Here is an 18,469-nt window from a genome sequence, read left to right as displayed (position 1 = left end):
ATGAAAATGGCGACGATTAAAGAAATTGCGCTTCAGGCTAAAGTATCAAGCACAACGGTTTCAAGGGTTTTGAACCATGACCAGTCATTAGCAGTGGCTCCTGAAACAAGGCAGCGGATTTTGGATATAGCAGACCGGCTCGGCTATAAAAGCACGCGCAGGCGCCGCGACGTATATGCCACAGAAAGCGGGGAAAGCCCGCGAATCGGCATTGTTGTCTGCCAATCACAGGAAGAAGAGCTGAACGATCCATACTTTTATTCCATCAGGCAAGGAATTGAAAGCGAGTGTTTTGATAGAGGAGCGTTTATTACGAAGTTTTTTCAGCTGAGCAGCATCCGCTCAAATCAGCCTGCAGGCGATGTCGACGGCTTAATCGTCATCGGAAGGATCGATTTTGCCGGCTTGCAGCAGTGCATGGGGGCGCTCAACAACGTCGTGTACATCAACCATACAGACAATGAAGAACTGCGCGACTCGGTTGTCGTCGATTTTGAGAAGGCGACGGGGAGGGCGCTGAACCATTTGAAATCGCTCGGCTATACAAGGCTCGGTTATATCGGCGGAAGAGAAAAAGAGCACTTTCGAATCAGCGATCAGGAGACAAGCGCCATTGAAATCGAAGACAAACGGCTGACTGCGTTTCTGGAGATGGCCGGTTCGGAAAACGCGAAGCACATTTATGTCGGCGAGTATTCGATGCAGCAAGGCTATGAGCTGATGAAAAAAGCGCTTCTTGAGAAAAACGTTCCCGAAGCTTTTTTTATCGCCAGCGATTCAATGGCCATCGGCGCGCTCCGGGCTCTTCGAGAATCGGGACTCAAGGTTCCCGAAGATGTTGCCATCGTCAGCTTCAACGGCATTGAAGCATCCGAATTTGCTAATCCGCCATTGACTACCGTAAAGGTTCATACAGAAGAGATGGGCCGGACGGGTGTGAAACTGCTGCTCGACAGAATGAAAGGACGGGAACTCCCGCTGAAAGTGACCGTACCTTCAGAGCTGATTATTCGGGAAAGCTGCGGATTCAGCAAGCGGAGCTAATGGTAAGGATCAGGCGCTTTTCAAGGAGGTGAGGCAAACAGGTTTACTAAATTATAGTAAATGATGAAAGCGCATTATCCACCGCCCAAAATTTCATAATTGGAGTGAAATTGATGAAAAAAATCATTTTCTCTTTTATTCTCCTGATCATTTTGCCTGCACTAGCAGCGGGCTGCTCGGGAAAGAATGCCGGAAAGAACGGAGAGGTCACACTTACAATGTTTTCGACAATGACAAACGACAGTGAAAAAAACACGCTCAGAAGCATCGCAGATGATTTTGAAAAAGAAAATGAAGGCATCAAAATCGATATCAGCTTCCCCGGCCCGGACTATGAAAATATGCTGCGCGTCAAAATGGCGGCAAATGACATGCCTGACTTGTTCGATACGCACGGCTGGGCAAAAATCCGCTACGGGGAATACACCGCAGATTTAAAAGACATGGATTGGGTGAAGCATCTCGATCCAAACCTCGATCCGATTTTGAAGGATGAAAAAGGCAAAGTATATGCCTACCCTTTCAATCAGGCAAAAGACGGGATCGTCTACAATGCCGGTTTGTTGAAGAAATACGGTCTCAAGCCTCCGCACACGTTGGACAAACTGATGCACGCGCTGGAAACGATCAAAGAAAAAAGCAATGGGAATGTCATTCCTTTTTGGTTCGCCGGTTCAGATAAAGGCGCTTTAGCTCAGTTTTATGATCAGTTTGCCACCCCGCTTCTCATCACAGATGATCGCCGCAATGAAAAAAAAGCTTTGGAAAACGGCACATTCGACTGGTCCGCCTACACACTTCTCGCAGAAACCTTTAAAGAAATGCAGGAAAAGCAATTGATCAATAAAGATGTCCTAACGGCAAAACCGTCGCAATTGGTCGAATTAATGGCACAAGGAAAAATCGGCTTTACCCTCTCGGTCACATCGATCGGCCCTGATACGAGAGAAGTCAACCCCGATATCCAGTTAGGCGTGATGCCGACGCCAGCCGTTTTTGAAGGCGACAAACCGAGCTGGATTGGAGGAGAGCGCCATACCGTTGCTGTCTGGAAAGACTCAGAACACCTCGAAGAAGCAAAGCGGTTTATTGAATTCGCCGCACAGCCCAAATATGCGAAAAAGATCGCCAAAGCCACCTCATTTCCTCAAGCGTTAACCAACACAGAAGCAGAAAACTACTATTCTAAGTTTTATGATCAATATAAAGAAATCGAAATCGAACCGTACTTTGACCGTGTTTACCTCCCGAGCGGAATGTGGGACGTCATGGGGACGACGGGACAGGAACTTTTGGCCGGCACGTTAACGCCGAAGCAGGTATCGGAAAAAATGAAACAGGAATACAGCAGATTACAAGAACAATAGAAAGGGTCGTTATCATCATGATGAAAAAAGAAGGGTGAAATGATGAGCGAATTAGCTAAAGGAAAAAGTCTGACTATTGCGGAAAGTAAAAGGGGATTTGTGAAGAAAAACGGATCGCTCTGGTGGATGTATCTTCCCGCCTTGGCGCTTGTATCCATCTTTATGATTTATCCGTTTGCGAGCGGCATAAAAATCACGTTTACGAACTGGAACGGTTTTTCACAGTCGTATGACTGGATCGGCTTTGTCCAATATAAACGGATGCTGGCCGACCCGGCCACATGGCTTGTCGTCAGAAACACCCTGCTGTATGGACTGGGCAGTACGATTTTGCAAAATGTCATCGGTCTTCTCTATGCCCTCCTGCTGTTTAAAAGCATCAGAATGAAAGCGCTGACACGTACGGTTGTCTATTTGCCCGTCATCATCAGCCCGCTGATCATGGGGTATATCTGGTATTTTTTCTTCACCTATGAAGGAGGCGCCTTGAACGATGTGCTGAAATTATTCGGGGCAGGTCCTGTAAACGCCTTGAGCAGCCCGGAAATCAATCCGTGGATCATCGTATTTGTCAATTCATACCAGTTTATCGGTATTGCGATGGTCATTTATTTAGCTGGTCTCGGAAGCATTCCGAAAGATTTTTATGAAGCGGCGCAAATCGACGGGGCAAGCGGTTTTCAGCAGTTTTGGAAGATTACGCTGCCGCTGTTGATGCCTTCTGTCACAATCAATATGGTCATCAATATCATCGGCGGACTGAAGCTGTTTGATGTCATTTTAGCGCTGACAGGCGGCGGTCCGGGAAATGCTTCGCAATCGATGTCGACTTTTATGTACGATTTGTATTTTAAAAGGCAGGATGCAGGTTATGCAGCCGCTCAGGGGGTTTTCATGGCGGCGTTGATACTGCTGATCAGCTTTACGGCTCTTATTTATTTTAAGCGCAAGGAGGTCGAAGCCTAGATGAATCGCCAAGAGAAAAAGAAGCGGGCGCTGTGGACGGCGCTGGCCGTATGTATTACCGTTTTTCACCTGATTCCATTTTATATTTTGCTGACGACCGCGCTGAAAGCAAAGGGGGATTTCAGCTCGAAATGGAAGTTTCCTGACGAAATCAGCCTCGGTAATTTCGCAGAAGCATGGGATAAAGCAGGTCTGGCCGGCTCGTTTTTCAATACCGCTGTGATCACTTTTGCTTCGGCGGCTCTGTTGATTGTGATCGGCTCTCTGGCGGCCTATCCGCTCGCCAGGCGCAGAACAAAGCTCAATCAAGCCGTTTACTTCCTGTTTATCGGCATTATGATCATTCCGCCGCTGACATCCATGGTTCCTTTATACAAAATGGTGGTGGAGCTCGGCATGCTGAATACGCTCGAAATCGCGATATTGAATAATACGGCGGCTTATATGCCCTTGACGATTTTTTTGTATGCCGGATTTATCCGCTCGACGATTCCGAAAGAGCTTGAAGAGGCGGCAAGAATCGACGGGGCGAGCACGGCGGGCATTTTCTTCAGAATCGTCTTTCCTTTATTAAAACCGGTGACTGCGACGATATGCATTATTGCCTGTGTATTCATTTGGAACGACTATCAGTTTTCGATCTTTTTCCTTCAAGACAAAAGTGTGCAGACTTTGACTGTGGCGATTGCCGGCTTCTTTGGGCAAAATGCGAACAACCTGCACTTGGTGGCTGCGGCTTCGCTGATGGCGATGCTGCCGATGACGATTCTATTTTTATTCCTGCAAAAGTACTTTATAAAAGGATTATCAGCAGGAGCGCTAAAAGGTTAGCGGAAATTTCTCGGGGAAAGGAAGATATGAATGACTAAAATTGCTTTTATCGGAGCTGGAAGCACGATTTTTGCGAAAAATGTGCTGGGGGACTGCCTGATGGTTCCGGCGGTCAACGGATTTGAATTTGCTTTGTATGATATCGATCCGCAGCGTCTCAAAGAATCTAAAGAAATGCTCGAGCATTTAAAAAACCGCTATAATAACACGGTATCGATCCGTGCTTATGACGATAGAAAAGAAGCTTTGGCGGGGGCGAAATATGTGATCAATGCCATTCAGGTCGGCGGCTATAAACCGGGCACAGTCATCGATTTTGAGATCCCGAAAAAGTACGGCCTCAAACAGACGATTGCCGATACGGTCGGAATCGGCGGGATATTCAGGGCGCTGCGGACGATTCCCGTTTTGTTGGATATGGCAAAAGACATCGAATGCGCGGCGCCCGACGCCTGGCTCTTAAATTACACAAACCCGATGGCTTCTTTAACCGGTGCGCTGCTTCGATACACGGACGTGAAAACGGTCGGTCTTTGCCACAGCGTACAAGTATGCACAAAAGACCTTTTCAAATCCCTCGGCATGAAGCATGAACGAATCGAAGAAAGAATCGCCGGCATCAATCATATGGCTTGGCTTCTTGAAGTAAAGCAAGACGGAAAAGACTTGTATCCAGAAATTAAAAAACGGGCAAAAGAAAAACAGAAAACGAAACATGGTGACATGGTCAGGTTTGAACTGATGGATAAATTCGGCTACTATGTGACCGAATCGTCCGAACATAACGCGGAGTACCACCCTTATTTTATCAAAAGCCGTTATCCCGAACTGATTGAAGAGCTGAATATTCCGATTGACGAATATTTGAGAAGGTGCGAGAAGCAGATTCAAAACTGGGAAAAGATGCGCGGCGAAATCGTCGGCAACCGGCATTTAACCCACGAGCGGTCAAACGAATACGGCTCAAGAATCATCGAAGCGATGGAAACCGGACAGCCGTTTACATTCGGCGGAAATGTCTTGAATAAAGGATTGATTACAAACCTTCCGGAAAAAGCCGTCGTTGAAGTGACGTGCGTCGCTGAGCGGAACCGGATCACTCCGTGCGCCGCGGGCGAGCTGCCTGAACAGCTGGCGGCTTTAAACCGCACCAATATCAATACACAGCTGTTAACGATTGAAGCGGCAATAACAAAAAGAAAAGAGCACATTTACCATGCTGCATTGCTTGATCCGCATACCGCTGCGGAATTATCGATGGATGATATCGTAAGCATGTGCGATGAATTGATCGAAGCACACGGCGACTGGCTGCCGGAATTTGAATAAAAAAATAAAGCCCGAGCGAAGGGATCAGCCTTCAGCTCGGGCTTTTTTCAGGCGGGGGTGTGAATATTTTTCCGACTTTTGATGAAGCAATCGGAAGAATGGAGGAAGCATTGCGATCACGAGCACCACCCTCAACACTTGGACGGCGACGACGAACGTAGAGTCGGCGTGAAGCGTGACAGATGTTGTCGCCATTTCCGCGATTCCCCCCGGAGCAAATGCCAATATGGCCGTTGTCAGCGAAATGCCTGCCGCTTTAGCGGTGACGGCGGCGCTTAAAATCATCGCAATGATCAGTCCGACGGAGCTGGCAAGTGCGACGATCAGCGTTTTTCTGACGCCGATAAACATTTCTTTGCTGATTTTTGAACCGATCGTCGCGCCGAGACAAATTTGCGACAGCACTGAAAAGCCGTGGGGCCACCAGGCTGTTGCGCTGAGCCCGGTCATTGAAGCGCCTGCGATTTGCAGAACGGCCGCACCGGTCATGCTTCCGAGCAGCCATGGCGCCGGAAACCGCAGTGCTTTCATCGCTTTGCATACCCCGAATCCGCCCAGCACGATCAGCGCAGTCCAAGCGAGATGAGGCGCTTCAAATGCCGATGTTCCCGCGGCGATCACTTGACTGCCGGCAGCATGGGCGTCAGGCTGCTTCGCATTTATGAAAAAAACGAAAAAGGGAACGGTCATGACGACCAGAAGCACACGTATCATCTGCACGAGACTGACGATTGCCGTGTTCGTTCCCACTTCCTGAGCGATGCCCGGCATCGCGGAAAGCCCGCCGGGGGCCGTTCCCACAAAACTCGTCAGCATATCGGTCTTGCTGAACCGCCACAAGACAAAGCCTGACAGCATGGCGAACACGACGGAAAGGAGGAGCATGACGCCGACAATCAGCCAATTTTCCTTAAAGATCGAAATCACGGACATGTTGATTTTCTGGCCGAGCTCAATTCCCAATAGCATTTGGCCGAACTGAAGCCAGCCATGATGGATGCCGTTTTGTCTGACAGCAGCCTTTAACGGTGACGGGCGAAACAGCGACAGACAAGCGGCTGCTGTCATTGTGCCGACCATCCAGCCGATCGTCATGCCGGTCAAAGAGAGAAGAAATCCCCCAAAACTGCTGATTAATATCAATAATATATCCCGAAGGAAATCTCTTTTTTCCCTCAAATGAAAAACCTTCTTCCTGATTACTGCAATCATTTTGTTCACTAAGTAAAGTATTTCTATATATCACTATATAATAATTTTAGTGATTGGTAAAATACGAATTTATTTAAAAGATTAATAAGAAAAACTGATCGTTCATTTTGAACATAACAGATGGAACATATGAATACATTAAATTAGATTCGATCACAAATAGAGGTGAACCGATATGAAACATTCCAAGGAATCATTCACCAAAGTCAAATCGTATCGTCCGTTTCACAGCGCTTTTGATCCGTGTCCTCCGATCGGTAAAAGATATTACAGAACCCCTCCAAATCTATATCTAGGTTTTCAGCCCCGCGGCCTTCCGCAGTTTTCCCCGATGGAGGCGCTGCAAAAAGGGACGCTTTGGCCCGTATTTTACGATCATTATGAAAATCCGTATGAAGATGGGAGGTAAGGGGGGTGACGAACTCTTTACCGCAAGACTATTATCAAAGGCTCCATGAAATTCAGGCCGTCGATTTTGTCATCGTTGAGCTGATGCTTTACCTTGATACACATCCCGATGATACCGACGCCATCAGACAATACAACCAGTATGCCGGATATTCAAGAAAACTGAAAGCGAAGTTTGAATCAAAATACGGCCCTTTGACGCAAGGGAGCCCGGATCAGACGGAATCCTATTGGAGCTGGAAAAAAAGTCCCTGGCCGTGGCAAGTTTAATAGAGGAAGGGAGTCAGGTTCATGTGGCTTTATGAGAAAAAACTGCAGTATCCTGTTAGGGTGAGAGAATGCAATCCGAGACTTGCCAAATTTTTGATTGAGCAATACGGCGGAGCGGACGGCGAATTGGCTGCGGCGCTTCGCTATTTGAACCAGCGCTACAGCATTCCTGACAAAGTCGTCGGACTGCTGACGGACATCGGTACGGAAGAGTTTGCTCACCTTGAAATGATTGCGACGATGGTATATAAATTAACAAAAGACGCGACACCCGAACAGATGAAGGAAGCCGGGCTCGGCGATCATTACGCAGACCATGACAAAGCCCTGTTTTACCATAACGCTGCCGGCGTTCCGTTCACCGCTACATACATCCAGGCAAAAGGCGATCCGATTGCCGATTTATATGAAGATATAGCGGCTGAAGAAAAAGCGAGGGCTACGTATCAATGGCTGATTGACATGTCGGATGATCCGGATTTAAATGACGGGCTGGCATTTTTACGGGAAAGGGAAATCGTTCATTCACAGCGCTTCCGCGAAGCTGTCGAAATTTTGAAGGAAGAGCGCGACAGTAAAAAAGTATTTTAAACAGCAAAAAGCCGAAAATACGATTGGTATTTTCGGCTTTTTGTTTACTGCACAGGGCTCGCAAGCAGCTCTTCTGCGCGGTCGCGAAGCACATACTTTTGGACTTTTCCGGAAGCGGTCAGCGGGTATTCGTCGATCAGAAATACGTACTCCGGAATTTTGTAATATGAAAGCTGTCCTTTGCAAAAATCTCTGACATCTTCAAGCGTCAGCTTTTTGCCCGGTTTGCATTTAATAAAGGCCGCCGTTTTTTCCCCGTATTTTTCATCAGGAACGCCGACAACCTGTACATCGACAATATCCTCATGTTCATAAAGGAATTCCTCTATTTCACGCGGGTATATGTTTTCACCGCCGCGGACGATCATATCTTTTAAGCGGCCGGTAATCCTCACGTATCCGTCCCGGTCCATTTCGGCCAAATCGCCGGTATGGAGCCAGCCGTCTTCATCAATGACCTTTTTGGTGGCTTCGTCCATTTTATAGTATCCCTTCATGACGAGGTATCCTCTTGTGCACAGTTCACCTTGCTCGTCCGGGCCGAGCGTTTCCCCCGTGTCAGGATCCACAATTTTCATTTCTACATGCGGATGCACTTTACCGACGGTTTCAACGCGGCGTTCGATCGTGTCGGTGACCGTTGTCTGCGTAATCACGGGTGAAGACTCCGTTTGTCCGTATGCGATTGTGATATCCGTCATATTCATTTGCTTCATCACTTTTTTCATCACTTCTTTAGGACACGGGGAGCCTGCCATGATCCCGGTCCGCAATGAAGATAGGTCATAGTTTGCAAAATCGGGGTGGGTGAGCTCGGCGATAAACATTGTCGGCACACCCTGCAGTCCTGTACATCGCTCTTTTTCGACCGTTTGCAGGACGATGTCCGGTTTGAATTCGATGATCGGCAGCATGGCCGCGCCTGACGCGACACAGGCAAGCGTGCTTAGCACACAGCCGAAGCAGTGAAACAGAGGAACCGGAATGCACAGCCTGTCTTCGCTCGTCAGCCCCATTCTGTCGGCAACGATCGCCGCATTATTGACGATATTGTAGTGAGTCAGCATAACACCTTTTGGAAAGCCTGTTGTTCCCGACGTATACTGCATATTGATCACATCATCGTGTGTGAGTGATTGCTCTCTTTCGAAAAGGTCGGCATCAGAGACCGTTTCGCCCAGTTTGGCGATGTCGGCAAAAGCCGTCATATGTTCAGGGACTTTATTCTTGCCAAGGTAGACGAGATTTTTCAGCTTCGGCAGCTTTTCCGGATTTTTTATGATCTCGTCGACCATATCGATATAGGATGTCCCTTTGTAGCCGTCCATTAGAAAGAGGGTGGTGGAATCGGAATGTTCCAATAAGTACTCAAGTTCTCTCGCCTGATAGCTTGTATTGACGGTGACGAGCACAGCGCCGATTCTTGCCGTCGCAAACTGGAGCAGAATCCATTCCGGTATATTGGATGCCCAGATGGCGACATGCTCTCCTTTTTGAATGCCGAGCGCGAGCAGCCCTTTTGCAATTTTAGAGGTTTCTTCAACAAGCTCCTGATACGAATATCTTAAATCGAGCTCAGAATATACAACCGCTTCATGATTCGGAAACCGGCCGGCGGTTGATTTTAAAAGCCCGCCGATCGTTTGTTTTTTTAATGTAATCATAATGCCTCCTTGCCTCCCGAATAAAAACTGTTTCTATTATAGCACTTTGTTCTAGTACCAGGTACTATAAAGAATTAGTTTTTTCTTAGCCAGGAAGATAATGTTAATACTGTTCGGTATTGTGCAAGTCCGCCGGCAGCCACGATTCCTGCAATAGCAAGAAATAGCGCTGCCCCGCCGAACTTGATGAACATCATCCCGCCTAAAAAAGGACCGATTGTCCGGGAAATATCCCAATGCAGGCCGAAAAATGCAAAATATCTGCCCCGCATATGATCGGGAGCAAGGCGCGAGACAAAGGTTTGCATGTGATTCAGCAGCATGCTTTCTGCCGCCGTAAATAAAACGGCAGTCGAGAGCAGCCAAAAGATCGATGATGAAAAAGCGAAACCAATCGCTGCCACAGCGTAGCATACATATGATATGGAAACGACCGTTTGGATGTTCAGTCCTTCCGTCCATTTGACAAGCGGAATTTGCATCGTAATGCTAAGAAGGGCGCGGCACACTGTATAAACAGTCAAGGTGAATAGGAAATCTTCAAAAAGAGTTTCGAGATAAAGGCGGTAGTTTGACTCCAGTTGAGCATAGAACAGGCTGACGGGGACCGACAAGAACATCAAGGACAGAACCGGACGGTGCTGAAAAAATACCTTTTTTGCGGAAAGAAGTTTTTCCCTCTCCAAAATCTCCTTTTGCCTTTTTGACCGCCATACCTCGGGCATTTTAAAATAAACAGCAAGCCAATACAGAAAAAACGCACATGCCTGAAAGCCGAACATCAGGCTTGGCTGATAGGAATAGACTGCAAGTCCGGCGGCCGGACCGACCGCTGCGCCCAACCCTTCAATGGCATGAAGGACAGCGAACGCTTCAGAGCGACGCCCGCTTTCGGTGCTGTCCGTTATTTGGGCCCGCTGCGCAGGGATGTACAAAGCTCCCCCAATGCCGTTCAGCACATAAAAAAGAGCGAACAGCCAAATGTGATCTGCCATCATAAAACCGGCGGCAGAGACGGTCTGAAAGGCGAGCGCCGCCAGGATCACCTTCCGTCTTCCGATCCGATCCGTCAGTCCACCTGCGGCAAGCGTCACCGCGACCTCGGTCAGCGGTCTTGCTCCGATGACGAGCATCACCGGCAATATGCCGGTTCCAAGCACATCATACAGATAAAAAAGGAGGAAAGGGGCCAGCATGGCTCCCGTTATTCCGGTCAGGAACTCTCCGAAGAAGCAAATCAGCACGGGAGAACCGTACCTTTGTTTTAAACGGTTCATTTCATATCCTCCTTCAACATAGCAGTGCAATTAGTGTAAAATGGAAAATCATCAGTAAAAAGGACAGAAAACCAGGGGAGAAATTTCCCCTTTTATAAAGAGGGGGATAACGGAGATGAAATCGATCGAACATTACATGGAACTTACCGCGGGAATTAAATGCGAAAGCGAAGGGGAGGCAGAAGAGATTTCAGTCAGTGAAATCGCGGATATTCTGTATTGCACACCGAGGAACGCAAAACTGATTTTAGCGAAACTTGAAGGTTTGCAGTGGATTGCTTGGAAAAGGGGAAGGGGGAGAGGAAACAAATCAGAAATCCGCTTTTTAAAAGAACCTTGTGAACTGCTGCTTGAAACGGCGAAAAATGATACGAAAGAAGGTAAAATCGACCGGGCGAGACACCTTCTCGAAGCATATCAGCATTCGTGTCCGGACGCATTGCCGTCATATAAAGAGTGGCTTGAGCGCGTTTTCGGCTTTCAGACCGAATCGGAGGGCAGCAAGCAAAAAGATGTGCTGAGGCTCATGACCGCGATGGAGCCAGAGCATTTTAAGCGTCTTGATACGTGCCGTATTTATCTGCGTTCAGAGAGCCATGTCGTTAAGCAGGTATGTGATACATTGATCCGTTTTAATGAAAAGGAAGGAGGTTTTATGCCGCATCTTGCCCACCACTGGGAATGTGACGCCGACCAAAAAACGTGGACGTTCTATTTGAGGAAAGGGATCTATTTCCATGATGGCACAACATTGACAGCTGAGGATGTTAAATACTCGTTTGAGCGTTTTATGCTGGATGATGAAAATAAATGCAAATGGCTCGCAGAGGATATCGGAAATGTTGCGGTCAGGGATGAATATAGTTTTGATATTTGTTTAAAGGCAAAAAACTCGCTGTTTTTGCATCATCTTTGCGATGAAAGGCTGTCTATTTTAAACCGCCATCAGAATGACGGACTGTTGATCGGGACGGGTCCTTTCAGACTTGTCCGCCGGGATGACCGGATTCTCGCGCTTGAAGCGCATGAGCGATATTTTCAAGGGCGGGCTTTTTTAGACCGGATCGAACTATGGTATATGGATGGCAATTTTTCTCTTGTCGACTACGGTTTTTATATGGAAAAAGAAGAACAAAGTCAGGTTTTCGATGAATGGCACGAGGAAAGGAATGTTCAGTACATCTCGGTGAATGCAAACAAATCGGGGCCTCTCAAGCATAAGGCGTTCAGGAAGGCTTTGCGGCAAATCATTTCCCCTTCACATATGGTCAGTGAATTAGCCGGACAACGGACGGCTCCGGCGGGAGGCTTTCTAAACCGGGATCTTCCGCCTGAATACGGGGACGACGACATCGGCAAGCTGCTTATGGAAGGCCATTACAAAGGCGATCCGCTTCGGCTTTATACGTTTTCCGAACCGGATCACCGGGAGGATGCGTCATGGATCCAAAAGAGGTGCAGGCGGTACGGCATCGCACTAGAGGTTTGTTATATGAAAGCGGATGAGCTCATGAAGGAAGAAGTGATCGCAAAAGCCGATTTGATTCACGACAGTGCGACATTCGGACGTTCGGAAGAAATGAGCTGGCTTCACCTCCTTTTAACGGAAAACAGCTTTTTACACGTCCATATGCCGGGGGAATGGCAGAGGAAGTCCGCCTTGATGAGGGATCAGCTTCGTTTCATTGATGAGCATTCCAAGCGGATCAGCCTTCTGTGTGAGGCGGACCGCGCCTTGGCAGAAGAGGTTTACACGATTCCGCTATATCAAAACAATATTCGCGTTAAAGCGGGGTAGCCATTCAAGGCATTGTGCTTAACGAAGAAGGATGGATTGATTTTTACGGCATCTGGTACAAAAAAGAGGCTCTTCTGTAAGAGCCCCTCCATTGTGTTTCTTAATGACCGGAATGTCCTCCATCCACTGACTTAATTTCCAATATGTCATCAAGAACGCCTTGCGTTCGAAATGAAATCTCATTTTCTGATCCGAGAATGAATGCATGGTTATAAGGGCCGTCCTGCGGTCTGTCCCGAAAAGAAGGCTCGATCTCGGATAAATAGCTGTACATCGTACTGTCTGCCTGTCCATTTTTGAGTAAAAGCAGAGGAGCGTGTTTTCCCAAATGGGAAAATGGCGCTCCGGCAAGCGCCAGCTCGGGCGCGGCCGTTGATGCGAACGACAGTCCGTGTCCCGGATCTGTGATTCCCCACCCAAAACCGGTGTTTTTATCGCTGAATTTCGCAAACGCAATCGAATTTGCGACAGGCGTATCTCCGGAAATTCTTTTGACTGTTCCATATTCCTTTAATGCATCCTCCGTTTTTTCTGAAACGGCTTTTTTAGGGCCGAGAATATAGATGTTTGCTTTGCCGTCCCTTTTCTTTAATGCTGCGGCCGTCTCTTCGGGAATGCCTTTTTTGTTCACGTACAGGATCGGCTCAGGCATGTGGGCGATCCAGTTTACAGCCGGGAGCGAATAAAGTTCCGCATCTTCCTCAGATGATCCGATGATAACGCTTTTCGGATACTCATCGGCTGCATCCGCGTATTCTTTGTCAATCTCTTTTGCCAGATCAGCCTCGTTCTTCCCTTTCAGCTCTTTTATTTTAAAAGAGTTCAAAGCTTGAAGCGCTTTTGACTCGAACTCTCCGACAGCCATGATTTGCGTTCCGTCTGAAGTGCCCGTCGGGTTCAAGCGCTTGATTTCATTCTGAATCTGCCCGGAGATTTTCCCTTTTTCTGCGATTAAAACAGGTCCGTTATTCGGGTGATGGATCAGATCAGCTGATGCAAGAGTTGCCTGCCATGATCCGCCCGAAACTAAAATCACTGCGCCCGGCCTGTTTTGTTTATGAGTGGCCGGCCATATCGTTTGAGAGGTTTTGATGCTCATTTCTTCCGGTGTATTTGCGTCAAGTCTTGTCGTGTTCTTTGTGTTTTTCACCAGAAGCCCTTCTTCCGCCCGCTTATTGAAATCATTCGGAAGAGAAGCGGCGTCTTTTTCTTTCATCTCCGAATGATTCTTCGTATGATGCTCCTCATGTCCGCCCGTGTTTCCCGAGCCGGAATTTTGGCATGCTGCGAGCGGAAGCGCGAAAACAAGCATGACAAAAAGTAAACCGGATTTCAATTTCATGGTGTTTTCCTCCTTTTTGGTTCAGATTACTGAGTAGTATACCCGGGAAATGTGCAAAACTGGTGCAGACATCTCGACATTTGTTACACATTAGAAGGCAGCGTGATGATAAATTCGCTTCCTTTCGGGGTTCTGTTTTTCACTGCAATCTGCCCGCCGTGAAGCTCGATGATTTCTTTCACGATGGCCAGGCCCAGCCCGGTACCGCCGGTTTGTCTGGATCTCGACTTATCGACCCGGTAAAAGCGCTCAAAAATATAATCCCGTTCTTCTTCCGGAATGCCGCAGCCTTCGTCCGCTACCGTAATCTTGACCTGGTCCTCTGCTTTTGCTGCGGTGACGACCGCTGTTGAATCAGGATCGGAGTATTGGCGGGCGTTGTTCAGCAAATTTGAGACCACTTGTGAAAAACGGACTTCATCGACTGAGACATAAAGAGCCGTCGGGATGTCGAATGAAAGGCTGATTCGTTTTTCTGAAAAAGCGACCGCCGCTTTCTGAACTTCTTTTTTTATGAATGTGTGCAGGTGAACCTGTTTCTTACTGATTTGAAATCCCGGCTGTTTCAGTTTTGTCAGCAAAAATAAATCGTCAACAAGGGTGTTTAAATTGTCCGCTTCCTCTTTGATGATCGACAAATACTGATTTCTGGCTTGTGGATCGAGTTTATCTCTCATCGCGACATCTGTGTAACCTTTTATATATGTGATCGGAGTCCGCAGCTCATGAGCGACGCTTGACAGAAAATCGTTTCGTTCTTTTTGAAGCCTGCTGAGATTTGAAGAAAGGCTTTCGATCGATGCGGCGAGCTCGCCGAGTTCATCGTTCCTTTTGATATCAAGCGGAATCGAAGCTTGACCGTTTTTGATGCCTTCGGTTGCCTCCTTCAGTTTAATAATCGGCTTCGCTAATACACGGCTGAACCAAAGAATAGCTGCGGCCGTTAAGACGCCGGTTAAGCCGAAGCTGAGGAAAAACCGCTTCGTAATGCTTGTCACCAAGGATTTTATCGAGGAGGTCTCCAAATACATGAAGACGTAGCCGGCCGTTTTCCGCCCGTTCATGATCGGACTGATCGTACAAATGTACTTTGATGTATTCCAATGGGACGATAAAGCGGTCCCTTTCCTCGGGATGTTTTTTTCTTCGAAATGAAGGTGTTCCGTCATGTCTCCCGGGGCAGACTGCGCCAATACGCGTCTATTTTGGTCCGTTATGATCACGTTTGTCCGGGCTTCGGTTTCCATCAGGGTGACGTGGTCTATCGTCCTTTTGTCAAAATGTTTTTCGAGGACGTCTCTGTGGCTGTTGCCCCTTAGTTGGAGCGCGCGGATTTCTTCGTTTATTCTTGTGTTGATAATCGTTGTATACAGCGCCGCAAAAAGGATGGCTTCGATGAAAAGGATTAAAATGAAAAATGAACCTGCGAGCTTAAATGAAATCTTTTTCATGCGCCGGTTACTTTGCTTGTCCATTTGTAGCCGACGCCGTAGACGGTCCGGAGATGATCTTCAACCGGAAAGCCCGCTTTTTTCAATCGGTTTCGCAAATTTCTCATGTGCGAATCGATGGTTCGGGCCTCGATATCAGAGTTGAACCCCCAGATGTTCTCAATCAATTGGTCTCTCGAAAGCGCTTGATCCGTGTGGTTTAAGAGCGTTCCGAGCAGATCGAATTCACTTGGCGTAATGCCGATTTCCCGTTGATTGACATGCAAGGTATGATGCTGTTTATTCCAGATTAAACCGCGGAACCGGATTTCATGAAACCGGCGGGTTCTGCGCAGGACGGCTTCTATTCTGGCAAGCAGCACTTTTTCGCTGAACGGTTTTGTTAAATAATCGTCTGCGCCGCAGTTCAGTCCGCGCACAATGTCATCCTGCCCGTTTTTAGCGGTGAGCATGATAATCGGAACGCTTGTCAATCTTCGGATCTCTTGGCAAATCATCCATCCGTCCATCTCAGGCATCATAATATCGAGAATAACAAGATCAAAATGGCTCATTTTTATTAAATCCAGGGCTTCTTTTCCGGTGGCGGCTTTTGTGCATGAATAATGTTCTAAATAAAGCTCCAGCAGATCGAGCATCCGGATTTCATCATCTACAAGCAGCACGTTCAATGTTTTAGCACCTCTTTAGTCAAAATAAAAGTCCGCTACTTAAAAAATATACCCTATAAGGGTATATTGATCAAGGCGGGAGGAACGGGATCACCTCTTTGACAAGAAGTATAAAAACCAGACTGCATGGTTTTGTTCGTCAGCTGCCGCGCGCTTGAACGCCTCCCGTATCGCCCGGTCTTTCACATAGTCTGCGATGTCCAAATAAAAATCAACCGTTTCTTGTTCGTCTTTAAATGCGGACTCCAGCGCGTTTCGATACTGTTCCGGACAAGGTTCCGTAATGGAAATGTCAGGCTTTCGGCCGGTAAGAGACGTATAAAATGTTAGGAACACATTAAAGTGGCGGATTTCATCTTCTCTGATTTCTAAAATCTGCTTTTTTGTTTCGGAATCCGGCGCCTTTTGGGCGATTTTTTGGTAGCAGACGACCGCGCTGTGCTCTCCGTTTATCGCTTTTTCAAGATCTTTGACCAGCCTGTCGTTTTGCCTGGCGGGATATGCGGGAAGATACGGCTGAACATACCACATGTTTTTCACCTCAACACTTTATATTTGACGTCCTGCCATTATATGTATGTGATGGCTTGCATGTGCCTATGGTAAAGTTTGAGCCTCGAACATGTGTCAAAATGATGTGCGGTGAGTACAATCTATTTTAAAAAAATGAAGTTTGACGTAAAATGGTTGTTAGTGCCGAATTGGTGATATACATATCAAAATGGAGTGAGACTATTGAAAAAGGTAATATTGACGGCCGTGGCCGTCTTGATGTCGGTTGTGTTGTTCGCCGGCTGCCAGGCGGAAAAAGGGGGATCAGCCAAGGGGAAGTCTGAAAAAGTTCAAATTACGGTTTCCGCGGCTGCGAGTCTCAAAGATGTATTAGCGGAACTTTCCTCCGTATATGAGAAAGATCATCCGAATGTCTCCATAAAGTTTAATTTTGGTTCATCGGGTGCATTGCAGCAGCAGATCGAACAGGGCGCTCCTGCTGATTTGTTTTTTTCTGCTGCTGAAGACAAATTTAATAGAGTAGTTGATCAAGGTTTAATTGACAAAAAAGACTCTGTCAAGCTGGTCGAAAACAGTCTGGCGCTGATCGTGCCGAAAGGAAAAAGTCAGCATGTCAACAGCTTCAAGGATTTGGCGGATGACAAAGTCGAAAAAATTGCGATCGGCAAACCTGAATCAGTGCCAGCCGGAAAATACGCAAAAGAAACGTTGACGAACCTTGACGTATGGTCTAAAGTGCAATCTAAAGTCGTCTACAGCAAAGATGTAAGGCAGGTCCTTTCTTATATCGAAACAGGCAACGCGGATGCCGGAATCGTTTACCGGACGGACGCCCTTTCATCAGATCAGGTCGAGACCGTAGAGACGGCGAAAAGCGATCTGCATACACCGATTGTCTATCCGCTCGGAATTGTGAAAAATACAAAGCACAGGGAACAGTCTGAGGAATTTTATCAATTCCTGCAAAGCGACCAAGCCGTCAAGGCGATGGAAAAGTACGGATTTAAGAAGGGCTGACCGCCGTTATGCTTGAGGAGTTCTTATCCCCAATTGAAATTTCCATCCAAGTATCAGCCGCAGCGGGCATCATCGCCGTTTTGCTTGGAACTGCTGCAGCGAGGCTCCTGGCGAACAGAAACTTTAAAGGCAAGTCCATTATCGAGACGGTGATGATGCTGCCGCTCGTTCTGCCGCCGACCGTTGTCGGATTTTTTTTAATTGTGATCTTCGGAAGGCAGAGCGTGATCGGACGCTTGATTGAAAACGTGTTTCAAGCGCCGGTTATTTTTACCTGGTGGGCAGCTGTGATCGCCGCGGCGGTTGTCGCGTTCCCGTTAATGTATCAGTCTGCAAAATCCGGATTTCTGGCTGTCGACCGCGACATCGAGGATGCAGCGAGGGTTGACGGAGCAAACGAATGGAGGGTGTTCCTCTTTGTCACCGTTCCCCTTGCATCCAATGGAATCATGACGGGGATTGTGCTCAGCTTTGCGAGGGCGCTTGGCGAGTTTGGCGCAACGCTGATGTTTGCGGGCATTATCCCGGGGGTGACGCAGACGGTGCCGACGGCGATATACTTGGCGATCGATTCGGGCAATATGACGCTGGCATGGATGTGGGTCGCCTCTATCGCGATCATCTCGTTTTTGATGCTGTTTTTTGTGCAGTTCAAGCAAAAATAGCCGTATGGGGTGCAAGTGCTCATACGGTTTTTTCACAGTTTTGGAGAATGGTT

At 47.5% G+C, this 18,469-nt stretch carries 18 protein-coding genes; 11 read left to right on the top strand and 7 right to left on the bottom strand.

Going from position 1 to position 18,469, the window contains the following annotated elements; genetic code table 11:
• The first annotated feature begins 6 nt into the window (after positions 1-6).
• The 5 genes from ACH97_RS10405 (at position 7) to melA (ending at position 5,537) form a co-directional block, all read left to right on the top strand.
• On the top strand, positions 7-1,044 hold the full coding sequence (locus ACH97_RS10405; protein ID WP_048350666.1) for a LacI family DNA-binding transcriptional regulator: 1,038 nt from the start codon (positions 7-9) through the stop codon (positions 1,042-1,044).
• Between the two features lie 113 nt (positions 1,045-1,157).
• Positions 1,158-2,411, top strand: coding sequence for an ABC transporter substrate-binding protein (locus ACH97_RS10400; protein ID WP_048350667.1), 1,254 nt, complete (start codon positions 1,158-1,160; stop codon positions 2,409-2,411).
• A 42-nt stretch (positions 2,412-2,453) separates the two neighbouring features.
• Positions 2,454-3,377 (top strand): carbohydrate ABC transporter permease, encoded by a 924-nt coding sequence (locus tag ACH97_RS10395; RefSeq protein ID WP_048350668.1) that lies wholly within the window; start codon positions 2,454-2,456, stop codon positions 3,375-3,377.
• Positions 3,378-4,208: a carbohydrate ABC transporter permease gene (locus ACH97_RS10390; protein WP_048350669.1), complete on the top strand. Its 831-nt coding sequence runs from the start codon at positions 3,378-3,380 to the stop codon at positions 4,206-4,208.
• Positions 4,209-4,238: 30 nt separating this feature from the next.
• The gene (gene melA, locus ACH97_RS10385; RefSeq protein ID WP_048350670.1) at positions 4,239-5,537 is read left to right on the top strand and encodes an alpha-galactosidase MelA; all 1,299 of its coding nucleotides are present in this window, start codon (positions 4,239-4,241) and stop codon (positions 5,535-5,537) included.
• Positions 5,538-5,561: 24 nt separating this feature from the next.
• Here melA and ACH97_RS10380 read toward each other — a convergent pair whose 3' ends face one another.
• Positions 5,562-6,716, bottom strand: a complete 1,155-nt coding sequence (locus tag ACH97_RS10380; RefSeq protein ID WP_048350671.1) for an AbrB family transcriptional regulator — start codon at positions 6,714-6,716, stop codon at positions 5,562-5,564.
• A 208-nt stretch (positions 6,717-6,924) separates the two neighbouring features.
• On the opposite strand from ACH97_RS10380, the gene ACH97_RS10375 reads away from it, so the two are divergent.
• Genes ACH97_RS10375 through ACH97_RS10365 form a run of 3 tightly spaced genes read left to right on the top strand, consistent with a single transcriptional unit; the run spans position 6,925 to position 8,018 of the window.
• Positions 6,925-7,158, top strand: coding sequence for a spore coat associated protein CotJA (locus tag ACH97_RS10375; protein ID WP_020450858.1), 234 nt, complete (start codon positions 6,925-6,927; stop codon positions 7,156-7,158).
• A 5-nt stretch (positions 7,159-7,163) separates the two neighbouring features.
• Positions 7,164-7,427 carry a spore coat protein CotJB gene (locus ACH97_RS10370; protein WP_020450859.1) on the top strand — a complete coding sequence of 88 codons (264 nt, stop codon included), beginning with the start codon at positions 7,164-7,166 and terminating at the stop codon, positions 7,425-7,427.
• A 21-nt stretch (positions 7,428-7,448) separates the two neighbouring features.
• Positions 7,449-8,018 carry a manganese catalase family protein gene (locus ACH97_RS10365; RefSeq protein ID WP_023856600.1) on the top strand — a complete coding sequence of 190 codons (570 nt, stop codon included), beginning with the start codon at positions 7,449-7,451 and terminating at the stop codon, positions 8,016-8,018.
• A gap of 44 nt (positions 8,019-8,062) precedes the next feature.
• Here the strand turns inward: ACH97_RS10365 and ACH97_RS10360 are convergent, their stop codons facing one another.
• Complete coding sequence (locus ACH97_RS10360; protein WP_057957833.1) at positions 8,063-9,682, bottom strand: AMP-binding protein; 1,620 nt, start codon at positions 9,680-9,682, stop codon at positions 8,063-8,065.
• 74 nt (positions 9,683-9,756) lie between these two features.
• Positions 9,757-10,959 (bottom strand): MDR family MFS transporter, encoded by a 1,203-nt coding sequence (locus ACH97_RS22850; protein WP_048350706.1) that lies wholly within the window; start codon positions 10,957-10,959, stop codon positions 9,757-9,759.
• 115 nt (positions 10,960-11,074) lie between these two features.
• Between ACH97_RS22850 and ACH97_RS10350 the strand changes: the two genes are divergently transcribed.
• Positions 11,075-12,757: an ABC transporter substrate-binding protein gene (locus tag ACH97_RS10350; protein WP_053073136.1), complete on the top strand. Its 1,683-nt coding sequence runs from the start codon at positions 11,075-11,077 to the stop codon at positions 12,755-12,757.
• A 100-nt stretch (positions 12,758-12,857) separates the two neighbouring features.
• On the opposite strand, the gene ACH97_RS10345 is transcribed toward ACH97_RS10350, so the two are convergent.
• The 4 genes from ACH97_RS10345 to ACH97_RS10330 form a co-directional block, all read right to left on the bottom strand.
• Positions 12,858-14,099 carry a cell wall-binding repeat-containing protein gene (locus ACH97_RS10345; RefSeq protein ID WP_057957832.1) on the bottom strand — a complete coding sequence of 414 codons (1,242 nt, stop codon included), beginning with the start codon at positions 14,097-14,099 and terminating at the stop codon, positions 12,858-12,860.
• An 83-nt stretch (positions 14,100-14,182) separates the two neighbouring features.
• Complete coding sequence (locus ACH97_RS10340) at positions 14,183-15,550, bottom strand: HAMP domain-containing sensor histidine kinase (RefSeq protein WP_048350705.1); 1,368 nt, start codon at positions 15,548-15,550, stop codon at positions 14,183-14,185.
• Positions 15,547-16,188: a response regulator transcription factor gene (locus tag ACH97_RS10335; RefSeq protein ID WP_048350709.1), complete on the bottom strand. Its 642-nt coding sequence runs from the start codon at positions 16,186-16,188 to the stop codon at positions 15,547-15,549. The genes ACH97_RS10340 and ACH97_RS10335 overlap by 4 nt, the downstream gene beginning before the upstream one ends.
• Before the next feature lie 123 nt (positions 16,189-16,311).
• Positions 16,312-16,752 (bottom strand): ferritin-like domain-containing protein, encoded by a 441-nt coding sequence (locus tag ACH97_RS10330; protein ID WP_048350704.1) that lies wholly within the window; start codon positions 16,750-16,752, stop codon positions 16,312-16,314.
• Between the two features lie 240 nt (positions 16,753-16,992).
• Here ACH97_RS10330 and modA point away from each other — a divergent pair, with 240 nt between their 5' ends.
• Together modA and modB are read left to right on the top strand one after the other, a co-directional pair.
• Entirely contained in the window at positions 16,993-17,751 is a 759-nt protein-coding gene (modA, locus tag ACH97_RS10325; protein WP_048350708.1) for a molybdate ABC transporter substrate-binding protein, read from the top strand.
• A gap of 8 nt (positions 17,752-17,759) precedes the next feature.
• Positions 17,760-18,416 carry a molybdate ABC transporter permease subunit gene (gene modB, locus ACH97_RS10320; RefSeq protein WP_009328900.1) on the top strand — a complete coding sequence of 219 codons (657 nt, stop codon included), beginning with the start codon at positions 17,760-17,762 and terminating at the stop codon, positions 18,414-18,416.
• Positions 18,417-18,469 lie beyond the last annotated feature (53 nt).

Origin of the sequence: Bacillus paralicheniformis (assembly GCF_001042485.2) — a bacterium.
GTDB lineage: Bacteria > Bacillota > Bacilli > Bacillales > Bacillaceae > Bacillus > Bacillus paralicheniformis.
The sequence above is the reverse complement of the archived record's forward strand: the minus strand, read 5'-3'. Positions and strand labels throughout refer to the sequence as shown.

Bases quoted from the DNA above. Each gene is read 5' to 3' on its own strand.
- ACH97_RS10400 (WP_048350667.1), top strand. From the start codon at position 1,158: ATGAAAAAAATCATTTTCTCTTTTATTCTCCTGATCATTTTGCCTGCA.
- ACH97_RS10390 (WP_048350669.1), top strand. From the start codon at position 3,378: ATGAATCGCCAAGAGAAAAAGAAGCGGGCGCTGTGGACGGCGCTGGCC.
- melA (WP_048350670.1), top strand. From the start codon at position 4,239: ATGACTAAAATTGCTTTTATCGGAGCTGGAAGCACGATTTTTGCGAAA.
- modB (WP_009328900.1), top strand. From the start codon at position 17,760: ATGCTTGAGGAGTTCTTATCCCCAATTGAAATTTCCATCCAAGTATCA.
- modA (WP_048350708.1), top strand. From the start codon at position 16,993: ATGTCGGTTGTGTTGTTCGCCGGCTGCCAGGCGGAAAAAGGGGGATCA.
- ACH97_RS10365 (WP_023856600.1), top strand. From the start codon at position 7,449: ATGTGGCTTTATGAGAAAAAACTGCAGTATCCTGTTAGGGTGAGAGAA.
- ACH97_RS10360 (WP_057957833.1), bottom strand. From the start codon at position 9,682: ATGATTACATTAAAAAAACAAACGATCGGCGGGCTTTTAAAATCAACC.
- ACH97_RS10345 (WP_057957832.1), bottom strand. From the start codon at position 14,099: ATGAAATTGAAATCCGGTTTACTTTTTGTCATGCTTGTTTTCGCGCTT.
- ACH97_RS22850 (WP_048350706.1), bottom strand. From the start codon at position 10,959: ATGAACCGTTTAAAACAAAGGTACGGTTCTCCCGTGCTGATTTGCTTC.
- ACH97_RS10375 (WP_020450858.1), top strand. From the start codon at position 6,925: ATGAAACATTCCAAGGAATCATTCACCAAAGTCAAATCGTATCGTCCG.
- ACH97_RS10330 (WP_048350704.1), bottom strand. From the start codon at position 16,752: ATGTGGTATGTTCAGCCGTATCTTCCCGCATATCCCGCCAGGCAAAAC.
- ACH97_RS10405 (WP_048350666.1), top strand. From the start codon at position 7: ATGGCGACGATTAAAGAAATTGCGCTTCAGGCTAAAGTATCAAGCACA.
- ACH97_RS10395 (WP_048350668.1), top strand. From the start codon at position 2,454: ATGAGCGAATTAGCTAAAGGAAAAAGTCTGACTATTGCGGAAAGTAAA.
- ACH97_RS10335 (WP_048350709.1), bottom strand. From the start codon at position 16,188: ATGCTCGATCTGCTGGAGCTTTATTTAGAACATTATTCATGCACAAAA.
- ACH97_RS10350 (WP_053073136.1), top strand. From the start codon at position 11,075: ATGAAATCGATCGAACATTACATGGAACTTACCGCGGGAATTAAATGC.
- ACH97_RS10340 (WP_048350705.1), bottom strand. From the start codon at position 15,550: ATGAAAAAGATTTCATTTAAGCTCGCAGGTTCATTTTTCATTTTAATC.